Raw genomic sequence first — 25,038 nt, 5'->3', positions numbered from 1 at the left:
AAAATTATATTTTATAAAATTAACTGCAAAACAAACCACTGTTAATTTTTTTAAGTTTTATCAGATTATCGATATTTTAGTCTTTCTTTTTAATATTAAAAGAAGGCGCTTCATAATCCTTTTTCAAATAATTTTCAGGAATAGTAGTATTGTTTCCGTCACGTACTGCATTATAGTGCGGCGACATAATCTCGATTCCTGCAGCATTAAACGAATCCTGAATATTTTGATGAAGCGACGAATAAATTAATGGCTGTTTTGTGGGTTGTTTGGTATAAACATTAATCTGGTACGAAACGTAAAAATCATCTAAACTGGTTTGCAAAACAAAAGGCTGTGGGGTTTTCTCCATCATTTCTGTTTTTAATGCAGCTTCTATCAAAGCTTTATGAATTGCTGCCCAGGGTACATCATAACCTATTGAGACTGTGGTATGAATTAGCAAACCATTGTTGACCTGCTTTGTATTCGAAGAATAATTTGTAGATGTACTTGACAAAACCGTAGCATTTGGTATAGTAATATCTTCAAATTTTGGCGTTCTGATACGGGTAACCAAAGCTGTTTTTTCGATAACTTCACCACTTACATCTCCTATTTTTATAAAATCTCCTATCTTAAACGGACGCATATAAGTAATCACCAATCCTGCAACCATATTTGCAATCGCATTAGAAGAACCTAGTGAGAATAAAATACCTACGAACACTGAAACTCCTTTGAAAATTGGAGAATCTGATCCTGGCAAATAGGGAAAAATAATAACGACCATAAAAGCCAGCAATAGAAATCGTATAATATTAAATGTTGGCATTGCCCAGTCACTATAAAAGCCATCAATTTTTATATTTTCTTTTTTAATTTCATCAAAAAAGAATCGGATTACTCTTATGGTGTATTTAAAAATAAAGACGATTACTACGATTGTAACCAAACTTGGCAGGAAATCGACAAATCCCATCACAGCTAATTTTGCAGGAGTAAGGATCCATCGCAATAAAGTTGTTGTATAAGCTTCTGTAGCCGGAAAAATACTAAACAGTATAGGCAATGACAAATAAACAATTAAAATGAGCGTAATACCTTTTACAAAGCTGTACAAACGCATTAAAAGAAATTGCTGCTTTTGCGGTGACAGGATTTTTATATTATTATAGGTAAATCCTTTAAAATATTTATCGCTGTTTTTTAGGATATGTAGCTTTATGCGATTAAAAGCTTTGCCTACAAAATACAAAACTATACCTATAATTAAAATTAACAAAGCTGTATATCCTAACCTTTTAGGAAGCATTGAATAGTTTTCATTTTGATAAATGATTGCTTTTTTAATCAAACCTAAATTTCGTTTGGCGATATAAGCGGCTGTTTGATTTTCGGCCATTGCATCGATATCTAAAATAGACATGATCACAAAATCGTTCTTATACATAATATCCTGAGATATGTCTGAAGGCACGACTGAAATAGAATCTTCCTGAAAAAAAGAATCTTCGTAAAGTTTTCTGATTTTTTCGGTAATAGCATTTGCCCTGCTTTCGGCAGAGAAAGAACCTACTTTATTGTAGACATAAAAAAGTGTGTCTTTAAAAGGAGCAACAGGATATTTTTTTTGCTTTAATTCAGGAATCGCCGTTTTTGATGTTTGTATACTATCTTTTTGGGCAAAAACCAATGTAGAAAACAAAGTAATGAAGAACACTAAAAAACAAAGTATTTTCTTTTTCATATCTGCCGGCAATTAATTGATTATCCTTGCAACAAATATAAAAACAAAATAGGTCCAAATCTAAATTACTTTGCTTTTCCCAATAAAATCGTACTAAATTTTAATTCCTATTTTTCGAAAAAGCATATCGATCACTTTATTAATATCAGGAGAGATATTAAACTTGTAATTCAGGTAAACATATAAAATCGTTACTAAAACTGATTTTAAGGCAATTCCAATTAATGGATAAACAGGAAACTCCCAAAAATAAAACATCAAAAACAAAGCGCCTGTAACGGCCAGTGAATGGAGATTTTGCTTTGTAAACGGATATAAGTCAAGCTTCTTAACCACAAACAGCAGCTTGGCTAAACTGTATAGGGTTATGGACAATAATGTCGCAAATGCAGATCCTATAATACCCATAATTGGTATGAAAATTATATTTAAAACAAAGGTCGCAACAACTAAAGCCAATCCCAAAAACAATACCGTACGATAGTATTTTGTATTGAAGATGATCGCATTATTATTACCTAAGATAAGATCAAAATACTTTGATAAACCAATCATAAAAACTACAGGAATACCGCCTCTGTAATCTTCGGGAACAATTTCGTACAGCTGATCGATATTAACAAAAATACACAACATTACAAATCCTCCCACAATCTGAAGATTTATTGAGGTTTTTTTATACAAACTATTTAGTTCATCATGTTTGTTTTCGTGCATTAATCTGGCGGTAATTGGATATACAATCTGATGCATCGCACGACTTGGAACCGAAATAACTAAAGCAATATACGTAGCTACTGAATAATAAGCAATATTCTCAATCTTCATATATTGATTCAGGATCAGCTTATCACCATCTAAAAGTAAATTGGCTACACTTCCTGAGAGAATTATAAAAAAAGTATATTCCATTACACTTTTTACATTCACAGGAATACTGATTTGAAACTTAGGCTTTTTGATATAAAAGGCATAAAACATCGTAATCAAAAATGCTACAAAATAAATAGCTGCCGTAAAATACACAAACTGAACTAGGCTCATCCAATTAAAATATAATCCTACCAAAGCGATAGTAGAAACCAAACGCAAACCTACTTCCTTTATAAAATTTCCAAAAACAGAATGCATATGAACTCTTGCCCAGGCATAGAAAATCTCAAAATAGGCCATACAGATTCCAATAAATGGAATTAAGAACATAAACTCTTTTACAACAGGATTTTTCTTGGTTACAAAGGCTGTAATATCATCAAAAAAGAAAATCCCGATAATCCCTAACGGAATACACATCAGGATAGGAAACAAGGCTGTAAAAGACAAAAACTGCTCTCTTTCTTCTTCGGTTTTATACTGGGAATAAAATTTGACTAATGTATTTTGCATTCCAATAGCAAACAATGGCATAATAACATTTGCAGCAGACAAAATATAGTTTGTCAATGCATAATATGTTGCTCCCAGATAAATTGGGTACAGGTAAAGTGTATTAACAGCCCCAATAGCGAAACCTATATATGTAATAATTGTATTTTTGAAAGACTGATTTAAAACAATACCCATTTTTGGATTTTAGATTTTAGTACCGATAGCTATCGGGTTTGATTTCAGATTATTGCAATCTTAAGATTCGTTAATCAATTGTGCCAATTGTTTGGTCAGGTTTTTTCTTGAATATTGTTGTAAACCAACACCATTGGCTTGTAATTTCCCCTCCAAAAATTGATTATAAAAGTCCAAAATTACACTTTTTAATTTCGCTTTTTCAGAATAATCAAAAAATACTCCCGTATTTGTATCTGTAATAATGTCGGCAAAATCAGAACCCTTTGGCCCAATGGCAATTATTGGACGGTTTGACACCATATATTCAAACAATTTACCGGGAATTATACTTTTAGTATCTTCAGAATTAATCTCTATTAAAAGTAAAACCTGAGATTTTTTTTGATGTGCAATTGCTTCGTGATGCGAAACATATCCCAGAAGATTCAAATAGTCATTTAACTGAAATTCTGCAATCGAATCAAGAACTTCCTGACTTACCGCCCCAATCAATTTAATTTCTAAATGTGATTTAAAGCTTTCTATTTCCCGAAGTAATTCTACCAGACATTCCCATAAAAATTCAGGGTTTCTATCTGATAAAAATGATCCAATATGTGCTAAAGTAAATTTTGTATCGAGAGTTTGTTTCTCTACATTTTCGATATCATAACCATTTGTAATAACCGAAATAGGTTTATTGGTAATCGCCTGAAACTCGGTTTTTGTAGTTTTACTGGTTACAATAATGGTATCTGCAGTATTTAGTACTTTACTCTCAAGAGTTTTGTGCTTTTTTGCAGCATAAGCTGATAATCGCAATGCTTTATGGTATCCAATCGTTGTCCATGGATCGCGAAAATCTGCAAACCATTTTACATTTAATTTTTCTTTGAGTTCTAAACCTATTAAATGCAAACTATGTGGTGGCCCGGAAGTTACAATCGTATCGATATTATTCTCCTTAATGTACTTTTCAAGATAAGTCACAGAAGGCTTTACCCAAAAAACACGGGCATCCGGAATAAAAAGATTTCCCCTGATCCAGAGAAATGTTTTATCTAAAAAGGTTTGCTTTTTCTTGTGAGGAAAAATTCCGGAACTAATTTTCTTGGTTTTGTTTTTAGAAAAAACAGAAGCCAATTGATAAGGTTCCCAAATTTTGTTCTTTAAAACAATCACTTTATCAGAGATCTGGCTCACCAAACCTTCATCGACTATTGGGTAAGTTGGATTCTCAGGAACATAAACAATAGGCTGAACACCAAATTCAGGCAAATACTTTACAAATTTCAACCAACGCTGTACACCAGGTCCTCCTGCCGGTGGGAAATAATAGGTAATAATTAAGAGTTTTTTTTGTTCCAAGTTTATTCAATTTCTGAAAATATCAGTTTAAGTATATTATTCTGCTCTATTATTGGCCTTGCCAAGTTAGTATCTTCCAAGTAAATATCAATATGACCTGTATTTCTATTATAACCATATATATTTACTGCAAATCTTCCAATAGTTATATATTTCTTTGTTTTCAAAAAACTATTCCAAATAGCTACTATTTGTTCATTCATCGTTTTTTAGATTGAATTACTTTTGCCGTTTTCAGCATATAAGAAACTTCGATAATTGCCATTAATTTTTCTAAATACGAAAGCGATTGTATTTCAGCTATTCTATTAGCTTCCAATTCTTTTGGAGTACCAAAACTTAATACATTTTTTTTCATTGTCTAGCCCTTAACATGTATTAGCAAAGATACTAAATGATCCTAATTCCTAATTAGAATACCCCTTGAGTCTCCTTTTTAATTTTCACCTTCTTTCGTTCATGAAAATTCGCGAAGTTTTGCAAAGATTTTTAACTATTTTTTGGAGTCTCTTTGTAACTTTTTTGTGAATCTTTACGAAAGAATCTTTCGAAATAAATTCCTCCAATCAAAAGCAATAACATCCCTATTGAGCTTACCAAATTAATTATACCTCCTGTTTTTATAACCTGAGGTTCAAATTTAAACTCTATAGTGTGTTGTCCTCCCGGAATTTCCATTGCTCTTAAAACATAATTAACCGGGAAATGATTTGTCAGTTGACCATCGATATAGGCATTCCAACCATTTTTGTAATAAATCTCAGAAAAAACAGCCAGGCCATCTTTTGCATTATCAGATTTATACTTGATATAGTTTGGCTTGTACTCTACTACTTTAATCGTTCCTGTAGTATCCCATTGTTTCTTTAAACGGGCACTTTTAAACTTAGCTTCATTCTCACGAACATTAAAAACAGCTACGCTTTTAGTATCAATATGATCCAAAGTTTTCATTACATCGTCCGGCTTATTTACCAATTTTACGGCACTAACGAACCAAGCATTTCCATTTGCATTTGGATTTACTGTCGGAAATTCTTTTCCTTGTTTATCAGTTTGGATAATGTACTTAACATTCAACATATCCAAAACTTCCATATTATTTTTTGCAATCTGGTAATCGAATAACTGTTGAATTCTTCTAGGTTTTGCAGCATGATATCCTCCAAGCGAATGGTGAAAATAAGATGCACGCGCACTTGACATATTTCCGTTTACTTCGAAAACCCTGTAATGTGTTGTATCTTTTAAAATCTGAGCATCAGAAGGCGTTTCCTGAAAAGGAGCCGCAATCTGTGCAGGGCTCACAAAATCTTTAGCAGAAACGTATTTTTTATCTACAAAAAACAAATCGAAAATCATTAAAAGACCTACGATAATCAAAGTCGTTTGTTGAGCTAGTTTATTTTTGATATACAACCATAAAATTCCAAAAGTCAGTACAATAAAAAAGCCTGAACGCAATAAATCTGCAGAATATAAACTCTTTCTGTCTTCTTTTAAAGCGTCAACGAAAGCCGGTCCGTAAGTTTCTAAAAAATAATTATCACTGCTTCCTGTAAAATGAAACATTCCTTTGGCAAATACTAAAATTATAATAATTCCTATACCAAAAGTACCTGTTTGAATTAATGCCTTTTGCTGTAATTTAGGTTCGTCTTTAGCTTTAAAAAACGATTGTAACCCCATAACAGCCAAAACAGGAAAACATAACTCAAGAATAACCTGAATAGAGGATACTGCTCTGAACTTATCATACATTGGAATGTAATCAATAAAAAAGTCTGTTAACAATGGGAAATTTTTACCCCATGAAAGCACTAAAGAAACTAATGCTCCTGAAAGGAATACGTATTTTATTTTTCGATCATCGATAAACAATGCTAAAACTCCCAAAAAGAAAACAACAACACCAATGTAAGCCGGCGCAGCCACAATAGGCTGATCTCCCCAATACGTTGGCATTCCGGATACAAAATCCTGAGCTTGTTCTGATGGAACTCCCTGTTCAAGCATAAAAGCATACATACGGCTATCCGTACCTACATTTTCATGATTTGAACCTCCAAAAAGCCTTGGTGCAATTAAATTAAAACTTTCAGGAATTCCGTAACTGTATTCTGTTATATATTCACGGCTTAAAGCATTTTCATTAACCTTTTTAGATCCGTCAGGATTAAACGTTAATTCGCTATTGCTGCGTGTACTAAATTTAGCATACTCGCTGGTCGCCATTAAGTTGGCTGCATTTGCACCAATGGCAAAAATTCCCGCAACAGCCAAAACCCCAATAGCTCTCAAAAGAGGCTTATAATCTTTTTCTTTGATGAAATTGAAAGCAAAATAACCCGATAGTATCAATAAGAATATCAATAAATAATAGGTCATTTGAAAGTGGTTCGCGTTAATTTCTAACGCAACCGCAAACATGGTGAGCAAACCTCCCCAAATATATTTTTTCTGGAAAACCAATATAAATCCGGCGATAACAAGCGGCATATAGGCAATTGCATGTGCTTTTGCATTATGACCAACGCCCAGAATAATAATTAAATAGGTAGAAAAACCAAATGCGAGTGCCCCTATAAATGCCTTTAAAGGATCTGTTTTTAATACTAACAATAATCCGTAAAAGCCTAAGAAATATAAAAATAAATAATCAGCAGGACGAGGCAAGAAACGTAAAACATCATCTAAATGTCCCACAAAATCATTTGGATAATTAGCTCCCAACTGATAAGTTGGCATACCGCCAAACGCAGAATTTGTCCAATATGGCTCTGAATGTTCTGTCGCTCTAAAATCATTTTGCTCTTTTGCCATTCCGGTATATTGAGCAATATCCGACTGGAAAATCTGTTTTCCTTGTAAAACCGGGTAAAAATAAATTAACGAAACGAGAATAAACCCCATTATAACAAGGGCATGCGGATAGAACTTACTTACTATTTTCAATTTAGGCTGGTTTGGGTTAAATGATGAATCCTGTTAACTCTAGGACACAAACTTAATCTATTTCTTCGTAATCAACGTAATCGCCCACCTTTTTGGTTTCGCGAGGTTTTTTTGCATTTGTAGTGTCAATGATTATCTCATCGTTTTTTGTACGCGTTTGCTGCCACGAATCACTCTGGCTATATTGTTGTTGTCTCTGAAAATTCTGTCCTGCTTTCTGAACTGCTTTTTTAACCAATACCGGCAAAAAGATTCTAGCCAAAAATTTAAAAATATAATAAAATGCTATCATATAAAATATAGCTTTTATTAAACCTGAAAAAGATGCTTCTTGCATAATTGTATAATTTTTCCCCAAAATTAATAAATCAATTCTTTAAAATTAAAATATCAATCTTAAATAAATAATAAAATATAGTACATTTGAAATGCGTTATTACTTTTTAATCTAAAAAAACATTCATGTTAAAAAATAAAAACTTACTTATTGCAGCCTTTTGTTTGGTTCCACAATTTTTCTTTGCACAATATACAGATATTATTAATTCAAATCGTCCGGGTGAAACGATGTCTGCTTATGCAGTAGGAAAATCAGTTATCCAGGCTGAACTTGGCGTTTATGGTATCAAAGAAAAACATGATTTATTAGATTATGACGCAAGTGGCTTTGGTACAGATCTGACTTTGCGTTATGGTGCTTTTTTAGAGCAATTAGAGTTTATTGTGGATTTGCAATATCAAACAGAAAATTTTGATACTCCATATACCAGTTATAAAAAGAATAATTTTAAACAAACTGTTTTAGGAGCTAAATATTTGATTTATGATCCTTATAGAAATTACAAAAAAGAAGCGAATATCTACAGTTACAAAGCCAATCGTAGCTTTAACTGGCACGAATTGATTCCTGCTGTTTCTGTTTTTGCAGGAGCAAATTTTGTTGGCGCTGATAATCCCTACGCATTTGGTTCTCATTCGCAGTATTCATCATCTCAATTTAGCATTTCGCCAAAAGTAATGTTGATTACTCAAAATTTATTTGGTGGCGGAAAATGGGTTTTTGTTACCAATATTATTGCAGATTATGTTACAACTGACTACCCTAGTTATGGCTATGTTCTAACCCTAACTCATGGATTTAATGACAAATGGTCTGGTTTTGTTGAAAATCAAGGTTACAAAAGTGATTTATATAGCGATGCAATTGCTCGTGGAGGAGCCGCTTATCTGATCAATTCAAATTTACAAGTGGATGCTTCTGTAAGTACCAATTTTAAAAACACACCTTCTGTTTTATATGGCGGAGTTGGTGTTTCATGGCGTTATGACGGAAGTTATAAAGAGAAACAAATGGAATTTAAAGCGAAGGATAAAGCCAAAAAGAATAAAGATAATCAGATGGAACAAAGAGAAATTGATTATCAGGCAAAAGAAAGAAAACGTAAAGCTAAGTACGAATAAAAGGAATCAGGAAAATTCAGATATAAAAGAACACATTTAGTGTTAGTTCCTGAATAAACTCTAACAATTTTTATCTGGCTAAAACAATCAATGGGCTAATTTTGGCAGCCTACAAAAAATAAAAAAGACATTAATAAAAGATCGATATAAAGTATCATGATAAAAAATTAAGCCCATTTATTTGGGCTTTTTTTATATCATTCTTTTTTCTTTTACTAAAGATAACTATATTCGTTGCCATCAATTCTATGAGTAATTTTACCTGGAATATTCTTAAAACAAATACGATCTTAATGATTACAATTAAAGAAGCCAAATCAAAAAAGGAATTAACAGACTATATCAAATTTCCATTTTCACTCTACAAAGACAATCCATATTGGGTTCCTCCTATTATTGCGGATGAATTAGAGTCTTTTGACAAAACAAAAAATCCTGCTTTTGATAATGCCGAAGCTTATTTTTATCTGGCTTATAAAGACAATGAAATCGTAGGCCGCATTACGGCTATCATTAATTGGTCTGAGGTAAATAATCAGCACAAAAGAAAAGTTCGTTTTGGCTGGTTTGATGTTATTGATGATGTTGAAGTTACCAAAGCTTTATTAGAAAAAGTATACGAACTTGGAAAACAAAACAATCTGGAGCATGTTGAAGGCCCAATGGGTTTTTCTAATTTAGATAAAGTTGGCGTTCTTACTGAAGGTTACGACCAAATGGGAACGATGATTACCTGGTACAATCACCCTTACTATGTAACTCATTTTGAGCAATTGGGTTTTAAAGTTGAGAAAGAATATATCGAAAGTATTTTTCCGTTTTCAAATGTTAAACCTGAGTTTTTTCTGAAAGCACAGGAATTAATCAAAAAAAGATACGGCCTAAGATCGCTTACTTTTACTAAAACAAAAGACATTATGCCTCATGTAGACAAAATGTTTGATTTGTTTAACGATTCGTATGCAAAATTATCTTCATTTGTTGCCATTTCAGACGTTCAGAAAGAATATTTCAAGAAAAAATACATCAGTTTTATCAATCCGGAATACATCAAGTTTGTGGTCGATAAAGATGATAATTTAGTTGCTTTTAGTATCGTAATGCCAAGTTTTTCTGAAGCTTTGCAAAAAGCAAAAGGAAAGCTTTTTCCGTTTGGGTTTATTCATTTATTAAGAGCCCGAAAAAAGAGTAAAGATGTTGTTTTCTACCTCATCGGAGTTCATCCTGATTATCAGAATAAAGGTGTTACAGCAATTATTTTTGATGAGTATTTTAAAACTTTTTCTGAAAAAGGAATTAAAAATTGTATCAGAACACCAGAATTAGCAGAGAATACAGCTATTCATTTATTATGGAAAAATTTTGATCCAAAAATTCACTGTCAAAGAAAAACGTATTCAAAAGACCTTTAAAGAAGTATTCCGTTTTCATTTTCAGCTAACAGAATAATACAAGTACAGAAATGTCAGATATAAAAATTTGTGACGAATGCAAAAGTGAATTTTACAAAGATAAATCAGTAATGGAAAATTTATGTCCTGAATCTTCCAGTATTTTATACGGATATGAAAATTGTAAACACGAATTCGATAATCTGCGTTGTCTAAAATGTTACTGGAATGGAAATTCTACCGACTATTTAAATAAAATTAAAAATAAAAAATAAAAAATCCATTCGCCCCCAAACGAATGGATTTTTTCATTCTTCATTATTTATATTCAGCTTCAATTATTCTGCAGTACAATCAACTTTTGTCAGAACATTTTTCTGATCAAATTTTAATAGTTTTTTATTTTTAAAAGAAACTTTTCCGTTTGCTTCTGCAACATCTCCATAACCTTCAACAAAAGTTCCTTCTTGTTTTAGAAAAGCAACTTCTCTAACTGATGAAACTCCTTCAGACATAAAAGTATAATCTGCGATTAGAGTATCTCCTTTCATGTTGCCAATCAACGTTCCTTCATTTTTATCTTTTCCAGCTATATTATAGCTCAATTTACCATTTACTTCCTGATGTGAATTGACATTAAAGCTCATCTTTACAGCAGATGACGCGTAACACTGATCACCGGCAGGTTCAACTATTTCGGCTTCTTTTGGTGCGCCTGCAGGAATTTCTACAGGTTCAGCTACCTGATCCTTTTTACAGGAAGCAAAGATGCTTAAAACAACAATCGTAATTGCTAGTACTTTTTTCATATTATTTATTTTTACTGGGTTAGTACAATAAAGTTACTTTAAATAAAAAAAAATCCATTCGCATAACGAATGGATTTTTTACATAATTCCCATATTAGGAATTTATTTTTCAAGAAATTAAGCGTCTAAATCAACTTTAGTTCTGCTTGCTATTTCTTTGTAAGTTCCATTTTCTAATTTTTCACGAATTGCTTCAAATGCAACTAACGTTTCATCAATATCAGATAATGTATGAGAAGTTGTCGGGATCATTCTTAACAAAATAATTCCTTTTGGAATTACCGGATAAATTACAATCGACAAGAAAATACCGTAGTTTTCTCTTAAATCATTTACCATTACCATTGCTTCCGGCACACTTCCTTCTAAATAAACTGGTGTTACACAAGTATTTGTATCTCCAATATTAAAGTTTCTTGAACGTAAACCGTTTTGTAATGCATTTACATTTTCCCACAGTTTATCTTTCAATTCAGGATGATTACGCAATAACTCTAAACGTTTCAAAGAACCAATTGTTTGAATCATTGGCAATGCTTTTGCAAACATTTGAGAACGTAAATTGTATTTTAAGTAATCGATAATGTCTTTATCAGCTGCTAAAAAGGCACCAATATTAGCCATTGATTTTGCAAAAGTCGAGAAGTAAACGTCAATACCGTCCTGAACTCCCTGCTCCTCACCTGCTCCGGCTCCTGTTTTACCAAGAGTACCAAAACCGTGTGCATCATCTACCAATAAACGGAAATTATATTTTTCTTTTAAGGCTACAATTTCTTTAAGTTTACCTTGTTGTCCACGCATTCCAAAAACACCTTCGGTAATAAATAAAATTCCACCACCTGTTTCAGTTGCCATTTTAGTAGCACGCTGCAGGTTTTTTTCCATACTTTCAAGATCATTGTGTTTGTATGTAAAACGTTTACCCATGTGCAAACGAACACCATCAATAATACAGGCATGAGAATCTACATCATAAACAATGATATCGTTTTTAGTTACTAAAGCGTCAATAGTCGAAACCATTCCCTGATAACCAAAATTCAATAAATAAGCAGCCGGTTTCATTACAAACTCAGCCAATTCATTTTCTAATTGCTCATGATATTTAGTATGTCCTGACATCATACGGGCTCCCATTGGGTAAGCTGCACCAAACTGAGTTGCTGCATCAATATCTGCCTGACGAACTTCCGGGTGATTTGCAAGACCTAAATAGTCATTCAAACTCCAATTTAAAATATCTTTTCCACCAAATTTCATTCTAGGACCAAGTTCACCTTCTAATTTAGGGAACACAAAATATCCCTCAGCTTGTGAAGCCCATTTTCCTAATGGTCCTTTATTGTTCTGAATTCTTTCGAATAAATCTTTTACCATAAATATATTTTGAAGTAATAATTTTAATTTATACAGGGTGCAAAAATAATGATTATTATTCTAAAATTGAGTTTGCCAATTATTTTTATCGAAAAATAATCTGAATATCAATATTTAAAAAATAAAGCACATTTTAAAGCTCTCACTTTAACAAGATTAACCCCTATTTTTAGTATCAGAATTAAATTACATTTTATTTGCTTACATGACTTTTATCATAATAAAAGACTTCTTTGTCTTTTAGATTTGCTTATAGATTTAAAACTAAAATTAACCAAACTTGTTATGAGAAAAAGATTTAAAATGCCCCTGAAATTAAAAGCTGTTTTTTGTGTAGCTTTTACAATGCTATTGTTTACATCATGTAAAAAAGGAGAAGAATCAACTGACTATACAGCTATTGCTACTGATGGAGAAATGGAGGCTGAACTTACAGCTCCGCCAATGGTACCTAAACCTATTGGAAACCGACCTGCAATGAAGCTAAAGGTTAATATGGAAATAAAAGAGCAGGAAGGCACCATGACTGACGGCGTAAAATACACATACTGGACATTTGGCGGTTCTGTTCCGGGAAGTTTTATCAGAACACGTGTTGGTGATGAAGTCGAATTTCACTTAAGAAACCATCCGGATAATAAATTACCGCATAATATTGATTTACATGCCGTAACCGGACCAGGAGGCGGAGCGACATCATCATTGGTAGCTCCGGGACATGAAAAAGTATTTAGTTTCAAGGTAATAAATCCGGGACTGTATGTTTACCATTGTGCCACGGCTCCGGTTGGAATGCACATTGCAAACGGAATGTACGGTTTGATTTTGGTAGAACCTGCGGGCGGACTTCCTCCGGTAGATAAGGAATACTATGTTATGCAGGGTGATTTTTATACTCAGGGTGAATATGGAGCTAAAGGACTTCAGCCTTTTGACATGAATAAAGCAGTAAAAGAAACTCCTGACTATGTTGTGTTTAACGGAAGAGTGGGTTCGCTGACAAATGGAGGTGAACTTACGGCAAAGGTAGGAGAAACTGTTCGTTTATTCGTTGGAAATGGAGGACCAAACCTGGTATCTTCTTTTCACGTTATTGGCGAAATATTTGACAATGTGCATATAGAAGGTGGAACTCTGATTAATAAAAATGTACAGACTACGCTAATTCCTGCCGGTGGAGCATCTATAGTTGATTTTAAAGTAGAAACTCCCGGTAATTTTATCATCGTTGACCACTCTATTTTTAGAGCTTTTAACAAAGGTGCATTGGGAATCTTAAAAGTTGAAGGGCCTGAGAATAAAAAAGTGTATTCAGGAACTATTCAGGAAGGGATTTATTTACCCGAGGGAGGAACTATTCAAAAAATGCCTACTACTGAAGCTGCTAAAACCGTAACTCCTAAGAGAACTGTAGCTGATAAAATAAAAATTGGAAAAGAGATTTTTGGCACAACTTGTTTTGCCTGCCATCAATCTGAAGGACAAGGAATTGCCAGCGCATTCCCTCCTCTTGCAAAATCTGATTATCTTAATGCTGATCCTAAACGAGCAATTAAAACAATCTTGCATGGTTTAAGCGGCGAAGTAACTGTAAATGGCAAAAAATACAATAATATTATGCCAAGCCAGAATTTATCTGATGATGAGATAGCAAATGTTATGACTTATATATATAATAGTTGGGGAAATAACAAAACAGATATTACTCCTGAAATGGTAAAAACACTAAGATAACAACATTAAATATGATGCAAAAAAGCATTTTCATTATTATTCTTTTCTTGGCTCACATGGGAATGATTAGAGCACAAGAATCGAAAATGGTTCCGATAAAAGAGGGTTCATTTGTCCCTCTTTACGGGGCTACAGTAAAAAAACCTGTAGTTGTAAAACCTTTTTTTATAGATGTTTATCCGGTTACAAATAATGCGTTTCTGAGCTTTATTAAAAAAAATCCAACTTACAGCAAATCTAAAATTAAAGGAATTTTTGCTGACAAAAGTTATCTGTTATATTGGAAAACTGATTTTGATTTTGGAAATTCAAATCCTAAAGCTCCCGTAACGAATGTTTCGTGGTTTGCAGCCAAAAAATATTGTGAATGCCAGGGAAAACGTTTACCTACAATGGATGAATGGGAATATGTGGCGATGGCAGATGAAAAAAGGATTGATGCCAGAACTAAAGCTGAATTTAACAAATACATTTTGTCATGGTATGAAAAATCTAAAACATTCGAAAACCCTATTGGCAAAACATTCAAAAATTATTGGGGTGTTTATGATATGCATGGATTGGTTTGGGAATGGACAGCAGATTTTAACAGCATCTTTTTATCCGGAGAATCAAGAAAGGACAAAAGTGATGATAAAAACCTTTTTTGCGGAGGCGCATCAGTTAATGCAACTGACCTGATGGATTATGCCGCTTTTATGCGATATGCTTTTAGAGGCAGTCTTAAAGCGCAATACTCGACCAGAAATCTGGGTTTTAGATGTGCCAGCACAACTAAACTATAATTTTAAATGATTTAAAATGAGAAAAACAATAATAGCAATTTTCATTCTTCTTTTTGTTCTGCAAAGTTGCAAAGAATCTAAAAAAGAAGACAGTTCATTAGCCGGAAAAGAAAAACCAATCAGCGATTTATCTCTTTATAATTTGCCGTCTCAATGGACGAATCAAGATGGAAAAAATATTGAACTGAAAAGCCTGAAAGGAAATGTGCTGGTCATGGTAATGATTTACACAACCTGCAAAGCTGCCTGCCCGCGATTGGTCGCCGATATGAGAAATATAGAATCACGGCTAAATGAAAAAACCAAGAAAAATGTAAAACTGATTCTGGTAAGCATTGACCCGGAAACAGATACTCCTGAAAAATTAAAAGCATTTGCTATTGCTAATAAAATGGAAAATGATCCATGGATTTTCTTGCGCTCGACTGAAGATAATACCCGGGAATTTGCAGCAGTACTTGCCGTCAATTATAAAAAAATATCTCCTATAGATTTCTCACACTCTAATATTATAAGTGTTTTTAATCCAGATGGAGAATTGATTTACCAACAAGAAGGTTTGGGGGTGAACAATGATAAAACGGTAGACAGAATAAATCTGGAAGCCGACAAAATTTAAATTAGGTTAATTAATTCGTAAAAGAACAAGGGAAGATTTCAATTAATCGACTCTTGTTTTTTGTTTTATAGTAAGCAGGAGAATTAACCGCAAGTGGTGCAAAGTATAAAATACTTTTATCCCAATAGCTATATTGGTGGTGCAAAAAAAGAACGCGGATTAAACTGATTTACAAAAGTAAAGACACGGATAAAAACGGATTATAAAACAATAAAAAGAAAATCCGTTTCTACCCGCGTTTTCGCCTTAGCGAATCAGTTTAATCCGCGTCACTTTACAGACAAAGCTTTAAAATCTTTTTAAATATTGATGCCACAATCAAGATTAACCCAATAACAATAAGAAAGCTCATTACAAAAACTCCCTCACGATACCCAAAAAGTGCCTCGTTTCTGAAATAAATAAATCCACCCTGGAGAAACAAGAATAATTCTGTCCCTATATAGCCAAAAATAAAACTTTTTAGTCCTGTCCGAAGTAAATAAGATTGAGGTGAAAGCAATTTATTCTGAATTAATATTCCAATCAAAAAACCTGTAATTATTCCTAAAGTTGTTAAATGGATAAATCCAATAACAAAGTTTCGTACCTGATGCGACACTTCGGCCAGATTAGGTATCAGAACTAATAATTGTATGCTGATTTTCAAAAACAAAGAACCCAAGGCCAAACCGTAAACTCTTTTGGCGCTTGGATCTAAAGTAGCTTTAAACGTCCTTATTTGTGGCCTTAGCATTTTATAAAAAAAGACAAAAGCAATCAATTGCACAATAACTCCAAAAGTGTTAATACCGCTTAAAAAACTACTCTTGATAAACCAACTTACAGGAAAAGCAAATGTCAAAAAAGTGGCTGTGATCAATAAAATGAAGAATGTTTTAAAGGATTTTGTGTCGATTTTATCTTCAAATTGTTTTAGGAATAAAGCTAAAACGGCAAATAAAAACCAGCCATTGAACTGGAAATGCAAGAAAAACTGAATTGCAATTTGGTAAAAAACACTTTCCTTTCCCAACATACCTACTGCCGGACCTAAACACCAAACTCCAAAAGTCGAGAAAACCACAAATAAAACAGAAGCCCGTAAAAGTATTTCTGCCGGAGTTTTTTCCTTAGGAATATCCTTCCATAACAATCTGCAAAAAACATAACTTAATACAATATGCATGGTCGAAAAAATGATAGAAAACAATGCATATCCCTGAATAGGAAAACTAATCATCATACCGATAACCGAAAATTCTGTCAGCCAAAATAACCGATTGTAAACTGGTTTTTCTTTTTTTTCTTCTGGTATAAAAAAACGAACAATTAAAACATAAATCATCAAATAAGCCCAACCCAACATCGCTACATGTGAATGCGCATGAAGCAAAAAAGCATAGTTTATGTTTAGCGGAAACAGATAGACATAACGCATTAGTAACCCAATAACTGAAGCGATCAAAAAATTAAGGAAACAACATATCATCCAACTTTTTTGCGAACTCATTTTAGATAACAATTTCATTTTTATTTAAATTCAAGTAGTTCAAAACAATCCTATATTATTATTAAAAAAATATCCCGGGTTAATTACGTCATCTGTTCGCTTGGGTTGTAAAACTTGAGTTTAAAGACATCCAAACATAGATTTTATGTGTAGAAAAAGAATACAAAAAGAAACTCATTTTTTTCACATAGCTAGTCCTGATCTCAAAACATCTATACCGAAGCCTTAGGAATATGGATTAAAATACAATCAACGCTGAATATTGCGAGGAAACATAAAAAAATATACTAAGTCACTATTTTTTGTTACAGAGAGCGCGAAGATTTTTCGCAGAGTTCACTAGAACTCAAGTTGTGTTTACACAATTCAAGCACACAACACTTTGTGAACTTTGTGTTTTTACTAAACTTATCCTATTTAAAAACTTTGCGTTCTCCGTGGTGTTTTTTTTCTATCTCGACAGTTTTTAGAATTGATACTAAAATAATTGTAACCAAGGAGTTTATGAGAAATAAAAAAGCACCGATGTAAATTAATCTATCGGTGCACTCTTTTAATTAATTAATTCAAGTTGCTACTTAATCATCTGTAGTCCCCCCTAAGGGACAATCTTGTTCTTCCAATTATTTGTTACCAATATGTAATCTCTACGAGATATAATTTTCGGTATTTATCTATTATGAAAAAGGAATCTTGTAAACAGGACTGACCATAGATAATACGTTAGGATTTAAATATTGGTAACAAGACAGCTACCAAATAAAAATATCCCGTAGGGAGTATACTTTCATATATTAACCAGTTCATTTACTGAATTGTTAAAAACTAGCAACTTGAATTAATTATACATTCTTATTTTATTTAAGCAAATTCTTTTTCCAGTACCATTGATTTAGGAAACAAAATATTATTCTCTAAATGAATATGTGTATGTAAATTTTCTTCAAATTCCTTCAGCATGGCGAATGTTACTTTGTAAGTCGTACATCCATCACTTGGAGCCTTATAATCATTCGTTAAACTGGCAATTTCGCGAAAGCGGTCTCCTTCGGCATCATGCTCGTGCATCATCATTGCAATTGGATTAGAAACAGTTCCGAAAGGTGGCTGTGCCAAAGCCTCGCCTGCTTCTTTGCCATTTACCATTTTTTTTACGAAAGGAAACAACATCAATTCTTCTTTTTTCATGTGCTGCGCCAGCTCACCTGCACATTCCGTAAACAACACATTTATTTTGAACAATTCAGGATGATTTGCGCCATGAACACTACAAAGTTTATTTAAAAACTGCATGATAATAACTGATTTTTCTTCGACATAACGGTGGTGTGTTTTTTCGATATAATCTGCTAATAAATCTAATGGCCACGAATTAAAATCGATTGTATTACCATTCTCTCCTGATAAAGCTTCCTGAATTTTTTTTAGCAGCACTTTAGGATCAATTTCTTGTTTTTCACAAACTTCATCGATCGTTCTGTTTCCTTTACAGCAAAAATCGATCTTATATTTTGAGAATACTGCCGCAGTTCTAAAATCCTCAGCCACAAATGTTCCTATTGTTTTATTTTGAAAATTTTCCATAATCCCTTAATTATTATTGTTATTGTTTTTTCTATTTTTTTAATGTCAAATCAAATACAAACCACGCCCTAGTTATAATTCCTATTCAGATCATCGAATCTCTTATAATGCACATCCTTCTTATGATAATTATTCTTCTATTTTAGGACCATTCAATAAAGGACTATTTTATCCTTTATTGGTTCTTAAAAAAACTCCAAACCTTTATTAAGATTAGGAGTTCTTGTATTTATTCTACAATTAAAACACCTTTCATCATAGCCACATGACCGGGAAAAGTACACAAGAAGTTATAAGTTCCTTTTTTATCAATTGTAAATTCGATAGTATCTTCTTCACCTCCGCCCAGTAATTTAGTATGAGCAATAATCGAAGCTTTTTCTGAAGCCGGAATATAATCCGTATCTTTTGCTGCAATCGCTTTTACTGCAAAAGCTGCTTCATCAGTTCCTTCCTGAAGAATAACTAAATTATGCCCCATTGCTTCTTTAGGAATTTTACCTACATGTTTTAAAGTTAATTTGATTGGTTTTCCTGCAACAGCTCTTAGCTCATTTTTATTAAACTGCATTTGGTCATTTCCTTCAATAACTAATACATTTTCTGCCGCCGCCGGAGCTGCTTCACCTTCTGTCGAAGTTTCATTTACTTCTGTTGCTTCAACTGGAGTAGTTTCTTTTTTCCCGCAAGAAGTTATTGCTAAGAATCCCATTAGGACTAATACCGAAATTTTGGTTTTTGCATTCATTTTAAAATAATTATTTAAATGTTAATCGTTTGTATTTATACCTTTTAGGAAAAAATCACCTGATTTTACTCCTAAAGCAAGCTGTTCTAAAGTTGTTGTTGTAAGCATTTCTAAAAGAAGTCCTCTGATTTTTTTAAACTCAAAATGTACAGGACAAGGACGCTCTTCTGAGCATTCTTTAAGGCCAATGCCACAACCTCTATAAATTTTATCCCCATCAATTGCATCTACAATCTGAATTAATTTTATTGCTTTTAATGCTTCATTCGAAACTTCAAAACCTCCACCTACTCCTTTGGCCGAATGAATAATTCCGTTTTTAGTCAAAATCTGCATAATCTTGGCAGTAAATGGCTCCGGCGAATCAATTTCTTTAGCGACATCCTTTATTCCAACCCTAATTCCTTTGGAAGATTTTGTTGCAATAAAAATAGAAGCCCTAATTCCGTACTCACACGCTTTTGAAAACATATATTGATTAATTAATTCCATACAAATATAATGAAGCGCATCATAAAAGACAAATTTATCCTTAATTAATTTTATAAGTAAATCCCTTATTTATAACCAAAATAATTAGTAAAGGACAAAACACTTATTCGGGATCAAATTCAAATAAAAACCAATTTTAATTTTACCTTTGGAAGTACTAATTTTTCTAACACCTAAATAATGGCTTTAAGCAACTCAAAAGACCTCAAATTAGCCGTTCTTATTGATGCCGATAATGTACCTTACAGTAATGTAAAAGGCATGATGGAAGAAATAACAAAATTTGGCACACCCACTACAAAACGTATATATGCTGACTGGACTAAACCTAATTCTAATGGCTGGAAAGCTGTTTTACTAGAACATGCAATTACTCCAATCCAGCAATACAGTTATACGGTAGGAAAAAATTCATCAGATTCTGCTTTGATTATCGATGCTATGGATTTGCTTTATTCAGGAAAACTGGACGGATTTTGTATTGTTTCGAGCGATAGTGATTTTACTCGTTTAGCTATCAGACTAAGAGAATCCGGCATGAAAGTAATTGGTATTGGCGAGAAGAAAACACCAAATTCTTTTATTGTTGCCTGTGACCGATTTATTTATATTGAAGTTTTAGACGGGGCAATCCAAAAGAAAAAACCTAAAACAACTGCGGCAACTTCTGCAACTGATGCCAAAAAGGTTATCGAAAAACCTGCTGAAAAGGCGTTACATAAAATAGACAAACAAACCATTGAGCTTATCGAAGCCACCATAGAAGACATTGAAGATGACGATGGCTGGGCATTTCTTGGTGATGTTGGAAATCTTATTGTAAAGAAAAAACCTGAATTTGACCCAAGAAATTATGGTTTTTCCAAGCTTACACCTATGCTTAAATCGCTAACGGATATTCTTGAAATTGATGAAAGAGAATCTGACAAAAAAGGAATCAAACATGTATATGTGCGCCTGCGATTCAATTAATTATTAAACATTACTTTTTAAATTTTAAAAACATGAGAAAAAAATTCTTTATATATGGAATCTTATTGTTTCTAGTTGTTCTTGCAATCTATCTTAAAACTGAGCGTGGTTTTTTACTCGTTATTATTATACCGGTATTATTGGTTGTTGGCTTTTATAATACACTTCAAAAAAAGCATGCTATTTTAAGGAACTTTCCTGTGCTAGGCTATTTCAGGTATTTATTTGAAATGATTGCACCTGAAATTCAGCAATATTTTATCGAAAGATCTACTGACGGACGACCTTTCTCACGAAATCAAAGATCTTTAGTGTATCAAAGAGCAAAAAATATTGATTCAAGTACGCCTTTTGGAACACAGCAAAACTTAAATCATGATAGCTATGAAGGAATAAAACACTCTATTTTTCCGGCCAAAGTTAACGAGGAATTACCTCGTGTGCTTGTTGGCGGAAAAGATTGTAAACAACCTTATTTAGCTTCTTTATTTAATGTTTCTGCTATGAGCTTTGGTTCATTAAGCGAAAATGCTGTTCGTGCCATCAATATTGGTGCAAAAAAAGGAAACTTCTACCAAAATACGGGAGAAGGTGGTTTAACCGAATTTCATCTGGCCGGAGGTGGTGATATTACCTGGCAAATAGGTACAGGATATTTTGGCTGTCGTGATAATGAAGGAAATTTTAATCCTGAAAAATTCTCAGAAAAAGCGAATCTTCCTAACGTTAAAATGATCGAAATTAAACTTTCGCAAGGTGCTAAACCAGGTCATGGAGGTGTACTTCCTGCTGCTAAAAATACAGAACAAATTGCTAAAATAAGAGGTGTTGAACCACATACTATGATTCTTTCTCCTCCTGGACATCATGCTTTTTCAGACAGTAAGGGACTTATACATTTTATTGCTCAATTACGTCAATTATCAAACGGAAAACCTGTTGGATTTAAATTATGTATTGGAAATACAGCCGAATTTGAAGCTATTTGCCACGAAATGATTGCTGAGGATATTTATCCTGATTTTATAACTATCGATGGTGCTGAAGGGGGAACCGGAGCTGCTCCGTTAGAATTTGCTGATGGAGTTGGGATGCCTTTTGAACCTGCTTTGATATTTGTAAACAAAACTTTAATTGGATTAAATATTCGTGATAAAATACGAGTTATCGGCAGTGGAAAAATCATATCTGGTTATTCTATTTTACATGCAATAGCTTTAGGCGCAGATATGTGCAATAGCGCTCGTGGTTTCATGTTCTCATTGGGCTGCATACAAGCATTGCGTTGTCATAATAATGAATGCCCTACTGGTGTTGCCACCCAAAATAAAATGCTGATGAAAGGTTTGGTTGTTACAGATAAATCAGATCGTGTCTACCATTTTCATAAAAACACATTACATGCCGCTAATGAACTTTTAGCAGCGGCAGGCAAAAAAAGCTATGCCGATGTTGATAGTAATATTTTCATGCGCGGTGATGAATTTGGTCATCTGTCAGATTCTTATTTCCCGGACATCTTAACTAATGTCACGAAATGATAAAAACAAAAGCCTCTTTGAAATTTTACAAAGAGGCTTTTTTTATTTACTTTATTTCTTAAACTAGAGTTTCGCAGCAGTTACTTTCTCTTCTTTACCGCCATCAGTATTTTCTAAAACTGCCAGTTCTTCTTTATCAACTACGCGCTGAGCAAGAATAGCATTATTATAAGCTAAGAAATAAACATCAAATTTTACTCCTTCTTCGATTAACGCTCTTGAAATTTGATCGTTCTTAATCATTTCCTTCAACAAGTCCGGAAACGAATCTTTGTAGGTTAATTTGTTTGATTCATTCTCTTCCAGATTGGTTTCAATTCTGATTTCAATCTTATTGTCATTCAAAAATGCTTTGGCACTCGTACTTGTAATCCCGCTTCCCTTGATTGATGACGAAGTGTTGTAGGTACTCACATGTTCCTGGATTCGTTGCTTGGTATTTTTACAACTTACCAATAACAATGCAATAATAAGACAAAATGCGATTTGGGTAATTTTTTTCATAATTTTTTAGGTTTATGGTTATTTTTTAACTCAAACATAATGATCTTTTTAAACAAAAGCAACTTCAAAACACAAAAAGAAATACTGTAATTATTTGACTACAACTTGATTATCCAAAATAAAACAACAAAAACGGATAAAGAACAAGGAAATTTTTTCATGAAATCTACCAATAAAACAACATAAAAAGCCGCTTTAAAAACAATTAAAGCGGCTTTTTGACAGTAGTAAAATTTAGTTATTTCAATAACTCACCTACAGATTCTTTGTTTATTATTTCTTTTACAAGAACAGTATTGTCATTAGCTAAAAAATAAGTATCAAATTGAACTCCTTCTTCTATAAGTTCTTTAGGAATTTGATTTGTATTGATCATTTCTTTCAAGAGCTTCGGAAACGATGTGTTTGCTTTTACTTTATTAGAATCATTGAGCTCTAAACTAGTTTCAAATCGCAATTCGATTTTGTTGTCATTTATATAACCTCTGGCAGTCGTAAGAGTAACATCATCTGCTTTAAAATTTACGGCAGTACTATTATACGTTTTTACATATTCCTGAAGTTTTTGTTTCGTGTTTTTACAACTTACTATCAGCAATACTAAAGCAACTGTAAATGAAATTTGAATAATTCTTTTGATCATAACTTTTAGTTTTTTAGTTTTTGCAATCTTAAAAGAGCTTCAAGATAATAATAATCTGCATAATTTATCGAACAATCTATTTCGCTTCCGGCAGGTTTATGACCGGTTGAATGAAGCAAAAAAGCTGAATTTACATTGTGACTTTGATAATGGTCTGAAAGTGAGACAATCATTTTTTTAGACTTTGTCAGGTATTCATTTTTTAATTTTGTGTCTTTGGTATAAGAACTCAATTCGATAAGTGCCGAAGATACAATTGCCGCTGCCGAAGCATCTCTAGGTTCATTTGGAATCCCGGGCGCATTAAAATCCCAATACGGTATCAAGTCTTCTGTTGTTAATCTGTCCAAATATACACGCGCTACTTTATGTGCAAAATCTAAAAATTTAGGATCTTTTGTTTCTCTGTACACCATTGTAAATCCATAAATTGACCACGCCTGACCTCTCGCCCACATACTGTCATCACTATAACCTTGCGCAGTCATTCCTTTTATTTTCTTACCCGTTTCATAATCATAAATTACAACATGATACGAACTGTAATCTGGTCTGAAATGATTATTCATTGTAGTTTCGGCATGTTTTACAGCAATGTCGTAGAGCTTTTTATTCCCTCCGTTTTTAGAGGCCCAAAAAAGCAGTTCTAAATTCATCATATTATCGATAATTGTATTGTGTCCTTCATATTTATGATGCGGCCAGGATAAGATCGTTCCTACTTTTGGATTAAAAAGCGTTGCCAAAGTATCGGCAGATTTAAGAATAATATCTTTGTAGGCAGGATTTTTTGTCAAACGATATCCATTTCCAAAACTATTAAAAATCTGAAAACCCAAATCATGATCATTCGCCTTACTCACCGATAAAGGCTTTAGAAACCGACTGAATTTATCTGCTTCTTTTTCCCATTTTTTATCCCCTGTTGCTTCATATAAATACCATAATTCTCCAGGCCAGAAACCGCTTGTCCAATCTTTATAATCAACAAACTTCCATTCTTTGCTTCCATTTGGGACAGTTCTTGGCGATGTTCCGTCATCCGGGATTACAGCTAAAGTTTTCGAAGCTTGTGCTGCACAATATTCAAATTGCTTTTTGATATTAAATGAATTCTTTTTTTGAGAATAGCTAATATTCCCTAATAGGAATAAAGCAAAAATAAGAGTCGTAAATCTTGTATTCATGTGGTTATTTTAATTTTAGACAGAAAGTTATTTTACATTTTTTTGCAATCGATAAATTTATAAAATAAAGCAGACGTAACCGAATCTTTGTATTTTTGT

At 33.0% G+C, this 25,038-nt stretch carries 23 protein-coding genes; 7 read left to right on the top strand and 16 right to left on the bottom strand.

Annotation, left to right across the window (positions count from 1 at the left end):
• Window positions 1–76: 76 nt before the first annotated feature.
• From QLQ94_RS12640 to QLQ94_RS12610, 7 genes are all read right to left on the bottom strand, one after another.
• On the bottom strand, window positions 77–1,729 hold the full coding sequence (locus QLQ94_RS12640) for a mechanosensitive ion channel family protein (RefSeq protein WP_482497355.1): 1,653 nt from the start codon (window positions 1,727–1,729) through the stop codon (window positions 77–79).
• A gap of 93 nt (window positions 1,730–1,822) precedes the next feature.
• Window positions 1,823–3,292: a lipopolysaccharide biosynthesis protein gene (locus tag QLQ94_RS12635; RefSeq protein ID WP_271336420.1), complete on the bottom strand. Its 1,470-nt coding sequence runs from the start codon at window positions 3,290–3,292 to the stop codon at window positions 1,823–1,825.
• Between the two features lie 60 nt (window positions 3,293–3,352).
• Window positions 3,353–4,642 carry a glycosyltransferase family 4 protein gene (locus QLQ94_RS12630; RefSeq protein WP_271336419.1) on the bottom strand — a complete coding sequence of 430 codons (1,290 nt, stop codon included), beginning with the start codon at window positions 4,640–4,642 and terminating at the stop codon, window positions 3,353–3,355.
• 2 nt (window positions 4,643–4,644) lie between these two features.
• Window positions 4,645–4,845 (bottom strand): hypothetical protein, encoded by a 201-nt coding sequence (locus QLQ94_RS12625; RefSeq protein ID WP_271336418.1) that lies wholly within the window; start codon window positions 4,843–4,845, stop codon window positions 4,645–4,647.
• Complete coding sequence (locus QLQ94_RS12620) at window positions 4,842–5,000, bottom strand: hypothetical protein (protein ID WP_271336416.1); 159 nt, start codon at window positions 4,998–5,000, stop codon at window positions 4,842–4,844. The genes QLQ94_RS12625 and QLQ94_RS12620 overlap by 4 nt, the downstream gene beginning before the upstream one ends.
• 131 nt (window positions 5,001–5,131) lie before the next feature.
• Window positions 5,132–7,597 carry a YfhO family protein gene (locus QLQ94_RS12615; protein WP_427402534.1) on the bottom strand — a complete coding sequence of 822 codons (2,466 nt, stop codon included), beginning with the start codon at window positions 7,595–7,597 and terminating at the stop codon, window positions 5,132–5,134.
• 52 nt (window positions 7,598–7,649) lie between these two features.
• Window positions 7,650–7,889, bottom strand: coding sequence for a DUF4834 family protein (locus tag QLQ94_RS12610; RefSeq protein ID WP_479686999.1), 240 nt, complete (start codon window positions 7,887–7,889; stop codon window positions 7,650–7,652).
• Between the two features lie 170 nt (window positions 7,890–8,059).
• Between QLQ94_RS12610 and QLQ94_RS12605 the strand changes: the two genes are divergently transcribed.
• Window positions 8,060–9,058, top strand: coding sequence for a transporter (locus tag QLQ94_RS12605; RefSeq protein WP_427402533.1), 999 nt, complete (start codon window positions 8,060–8,062; stop codon window positions 9,056–9,058).
• A 293-nt stretch (window positions 9,059–9,351) separates the two neighbouring features.
• Complete coding sequence (locus tag QLQ94_RS12600; RefSeq protein ID WP_271336412.1) at window positions 9,352–10,470, top strand: GNAT family N-acetyltransferase; 1,119 nt, start codon at window positions 9,352–9,354, stop codon at window positions 10,468–10,470.
• 317 nt (window positions 10,471–10,787) lie between these two features.
• Here the strand turns inward: QLQ94_RS12600 and QLQ94_RS12595 are convergent, their stop codons facing one another.
• Window positions 10,788–11,258, bottom strand: coding sequence for a hypothetical protein (locus QLQ94_RS12595; protein ID WP_271336411.1), 471 nt, complete (start codon window positions 11,256–11,258; stop codon window positions 10,788–10,790).
• Window positions 11,259–11,375: 117 nt separating this feature from the next.
• On the bottom strand, window positions 11,376–12,638 hold the full coding sequence (gene capB, locus QLQ94_RS12590; protein ID WP_271336410.1) for a cysteate-C-fatty acyltransferase: 1,263 nt from the start codon (window positions 12,636–12,638) through the stop codon (window positions 11,376–11,378).
• Window positions 12,639–12,983: 345 nt separating this feature from the next.
• Here capB and nirK point away from each other — a divergent pair, with 345 nt between their 5' ends.
• Genes nirK through QLQ94_RS12575 form a run of 3 tightly spaced genes read left to right on the top strand, consistent with a single transcriptional unit; the run spans window position 12,984 to window position 15,776 of the window.
• Window positions 12,984–14,372 carry a copper-containing nitrite reductase gene (gene nirK, locus QLQ94_RS12585; protein WP_482499976.1) on the top strand — a complete coding sequence of 463 codons (1,389 nt, stop codon included), beginning with the start codon at window positions 12,984–12,986 and terminating at the stop codon, window positions 14,370–14,372.
• A 14-nt stretch (window positions 14,373–14,386) separates the two neighbouring features.
• Window positions 14,387–15,157, top strand: coding sequence for a formylglycine-generating enzyme family protein (locus QLQ94_RS12580; RefSeq protein ID WP_482499974.1), 771 nt, complete (start codon window positions 14,387–14,389; stop codon window positions 15,155–15,157).
• 16 nt (window positions 15,158–15,173) lie between these two features.
• The gene (locus QLQ94_RS12575; protein WP_427402532.1) at window positions 15,174–15,776 is read left to right on the top strand and encodes an SCO family protein; all 603 of its coding nucleotides are present in this window, start codon (window positions 15,174–15,176) and stop codon (window positions 15,774–15,776) included.
• A gap of 274 nt (window positions 15,777–16,050) precedes the next feature.
• On the opposite strand, the gene QLQ94_RS12570 is transcribed toward QLQ94_RS12575, so the two are convergent.
• The 4 genes from QLQ94_RS12570 to QLQ94_RS12555 form a co-directional block, all read right to left on the bottom strand.
• A complete protein-coding gene (locus QLQ94_RS12570) occupies window positions 16,051–17,286 on the bottom strand; it encodes a hypothetical protein (RefSeq protein ID WP_482497352.1) in 1,236 nt (411 codons plus the stop codon).
• 843 nt (window positions 17,287–18,129) lie between these two features.
• Window positions 18,130–18,852, bottom strand: coding sequence for an iron-sulfur cluster repair di-iron protein (gene ric / locus QLQ94_RS12565; RefSeq protein WP_271336407.1), 723 nt, complete (start codon window positions 18,850–18,852; stop codon window positions 18,130–18,132).
• Between the two features lie 229 nt (window positions 18,853–19,081).
• Window positions 19,082–19,600 (bottom strand): azurin, encoded by a 519-nt coding sequence (gene azu, locus QLQ94_RS12560; RefSeq protein ID WP_271336406.1) that lies wholly within the window; start codon window positions 19,598–19,600, stop codon window positions 19,082–19,084.
• 21 nt (window positions 19,601–19,621) lie between these two features.
• Complete coding sequence (locus QLQ94_RS12555) at window positions 19,622–20,071, bottom strand: RrF2 family transcriptional regulator (protein ID WP_271336438.1); 450 nt, start codon at window positions 20,069–20,071, stop codon at window positions 19,622–19,624.
• 201 nt (window positions 20,072–20,272) lie between these two features.
• Here QLQ94_RS12555 and QLQ94_RS12550 point away from each other — a divergent pair, with 201 nt between their 5' ends.
• Together QLQ94_RS12550 and QLQ94_RS12545 are read left to right on the top strand one after the other, a co-directional pair.
• Window positions 20,273–21,064: an NYN domain-containing protein gene (locus QLQ94_RS12550; RefSeq protein ID WP_271336405.1), complete on the top strand. Its 792-nt coding sequence runs from the start codon at window positions 20,273–20,275 to the stop codon at window positions 21,062–21,064.
• Between the two features lie 32 nt (window positions 21,065–21,096).
• Window positions 21,097–22,605: an FMN-binding glutamate synthase family protein gene (locus QLQ94_RS12545; RefSeq protein ID WP_271336404.1), complete on the top strand. Its 1,509-nt coding sequence runs from the start codon at window positions 21,097–21,099 to the stop codon at window positions 22,603–22,605.
• Window positions 22,606–22,668: 63 nt separating this feature from the next.
• Here QLQ94_RS12545 and QLQ94_RS12540 read toward each other — a convergent pair whose 3' ends face one another.
• The 3 genes from QLQ94_RS12540 to QLQ94_RS12530 all read right to left on the bottom strand — a co-directional run bounded on the left by QLQ94_RS12540 (window position 22,669) and on the right by QLQ94_RS12530 (window position 24,939).
• The gene (locus QLQ94_RS12540; protein WP_271336403.1) at window positions 22,669–23,109 is read right to left on the bottom strand and encodes a hypothetical protein; all 441 of its coding nucleotides are present in this window, start codon (window positions 23,107–23,109) and stop codon (window positions 22,669–22,671) included.
• Window positions 23,110–23,347: 238 nt separating this feature from the next.
• On the bottom strand, window positions 23,348–23,752 hold the full coding sequence (locus QLQ94_RS12535; protein WP_271336402.1) for a hypothetical protein: 405 nt from the start codon (window positions 23,750–23,752) through the stop codon (window positions 23,348–23,350).
• A 5-nt stretch (window positions 23,753–23,757) separates the two neighbouring features.
• Window positions 23,758–24,939 carry a glycoside hydrolase family 88 protein gene (locus tag QLQ94_RS12530; RefSeq protein ID WP_482497349.1) on the bottom strand — a complete coding sequence of 394 codons (1,182 nt, stop codon included), beginning with the start codon at window positions 24,937–24,939 and terminating at the stop codon, window positions 23,758–23,760.
• Window positions 24,940–25,038: the final 99 nt, after the last annotated feature.

It is taken from the genome of Flavobacterium sp. B114r (genome assembly GCF_056824125.1).
Note: the sequence above shows the minus strand (reverse complement) of the source record. Positions and strands in the feature narration are given on the sequence as shown.

Excerpts from the sequence above, each read along its gene's own strand:
- QLQ94_RS12625 (WP_271336418.1), bottom strand. The coding sequence starts at position 4,845 with ATGAATGAACAAATAGTAGCTATTTGGAATAGTTTTTTGAAAACAAAG.
- ric (WP_271336407.1), bottom strand. The coding sequence starts at position 18,852 with ATGGAAAATTTTCAAAATAAAACAATAGGAACATTTGTGGCTGAGGAT.
- QLQ94_RS12610 (WP_479686999.1), bottom strand. The coding sequence starts at position 7,889 with ATGATAGCATTTTATTATATTTTTAAATTTTTGGCTAGAATCTTTTTG.
- QLQ94_RS12540 (WP_271336403.1), bottom strand. The coding sequence starts at position 23,109 with ATGAAAAAAATTACCCAAATCGCATTTTGTCTTATTATTGCATTGTTA.
- QLQ94_RS12640 (WP_482497355.1), bottom strand. The coding sequence starts at position 1,729 with ATGAAAAAGAAAATACTTTGTTTTTTAGTGTTCTTCATTACTTTGTTT.
- QLQ94_RS12620 (WP_271336416.1), bottom strand. The coding sequence starts at position 5,000 with ATGAAAAAAAATGTATTAAGTTTTGGTACTCCAAAAGAATTGGAAGCT.
- QLQ94_RS12595 (WP_271336411.1), bottom strand. The coding sequence starts at position 11,258 with ATGAAAAAAGTACTAGCAATTACGATTGTTGTTTTAAGCATCTTTGCT.
- QLQ94_RS12555 (WP_271336438.1), bottom strand. The coding sequence starts at position 20,071 with ATGTTTTCAAAAGCGTGTGAGTACGGAATTAGGGCTTCTATTTTTATT.
- QLQ94_RS12635 (WP_271336420.1), bottom strand. The coding sequence starts at position 3,292 with ATGGGTATTGTTTTAAATCAGTCTTTCAAAAATACAATTATTACATAT.
- QLQ94_RS12600 (WP_271336412.1), top strand. The coding sequence starts at position 9,352 with ATGATTACAATTAAAGAAGCCAAATCAAAAAAGGAATTAACAGACTAT.
- QLQ94_RS12550 (WP_271336405.1), top strand. The coding sequence starts at position 20,273 with ATGGCTTTAAGCAACTCAAAAGACCTCAAATTAGCCGTTCTTATTGAT.
- QLQ94_RS12535 (WP_271336402.1), bottom strand. The coding sequence starts at position 23,752 with ATGATCAAAAGAATTATTCAAATTTCATTTACAGTTGCTTTAGTATTG.
- nirK (WP_482499976.1), top strand. The coding sequence starts at position 12,984 with ATGCTATTGTTTACATCATGTAAAAAAGGAGAAGAATCAACTGACTAT.
- QLQ94_RS12570 (WP_482497352.1), bottom strand. The coding sequence starts at position 17,286 with ATGAAATTGTTATCTAAAATGAGTTCGCAAAAAAGTTGGATGATATGT.
- capB (WP_271336410.1), bottom strand. The coding sequence starts at position 12,638 with ATGGTAAAAGATTTATTCGAAAGAATTCAGAACAATAAAGGACCATTA.
- azu (WP_271336406.1), bottom strand. The coding sequence starts at position 19,600 with ATGAATGCAAAAACCAAAATTTCGGTATTAGTCCTAATGGGATTCTTA.
- QLQ94_RS12530 (WP_482497349.1), bottom strand. The coding sequence starts at position 24,939 with ATGAATACAAGATTTACGACTCTTATTTTTGCTTTATTCCTATTAGGG.
- QLQ94_RS12575 (WP_427402532.1), top strand. The coding sequence starts at position 15,174 with ATGAGAAAAACAATAATAGCAATTTTCATTCTTCTTTTTGTTCTGCAA.
- QLQ94_RS12545 (WP_271336404.1), top strand. The coding sequence starts at position 21,097 with ATGAGAAAAAAATTCTTTATATATGGAATCTTATTGTTTCTAGTTGTT.
- QLQ94_RS12605 (WP_427402533.1), top strand. The coding sequence starts at position 8,060 with ATGTTAAAAAATAAAAACTTACTTATTGCAGCCTTTTGTTTGGTTCCA.
- QLQ94_RS12580 (WP_482499974.1), top strand. The coding sequence starts at position 14,387 with ATGCAAAAAAGCATTTTCATTATTATTCTTTTCTTGGCTCACATGGGA.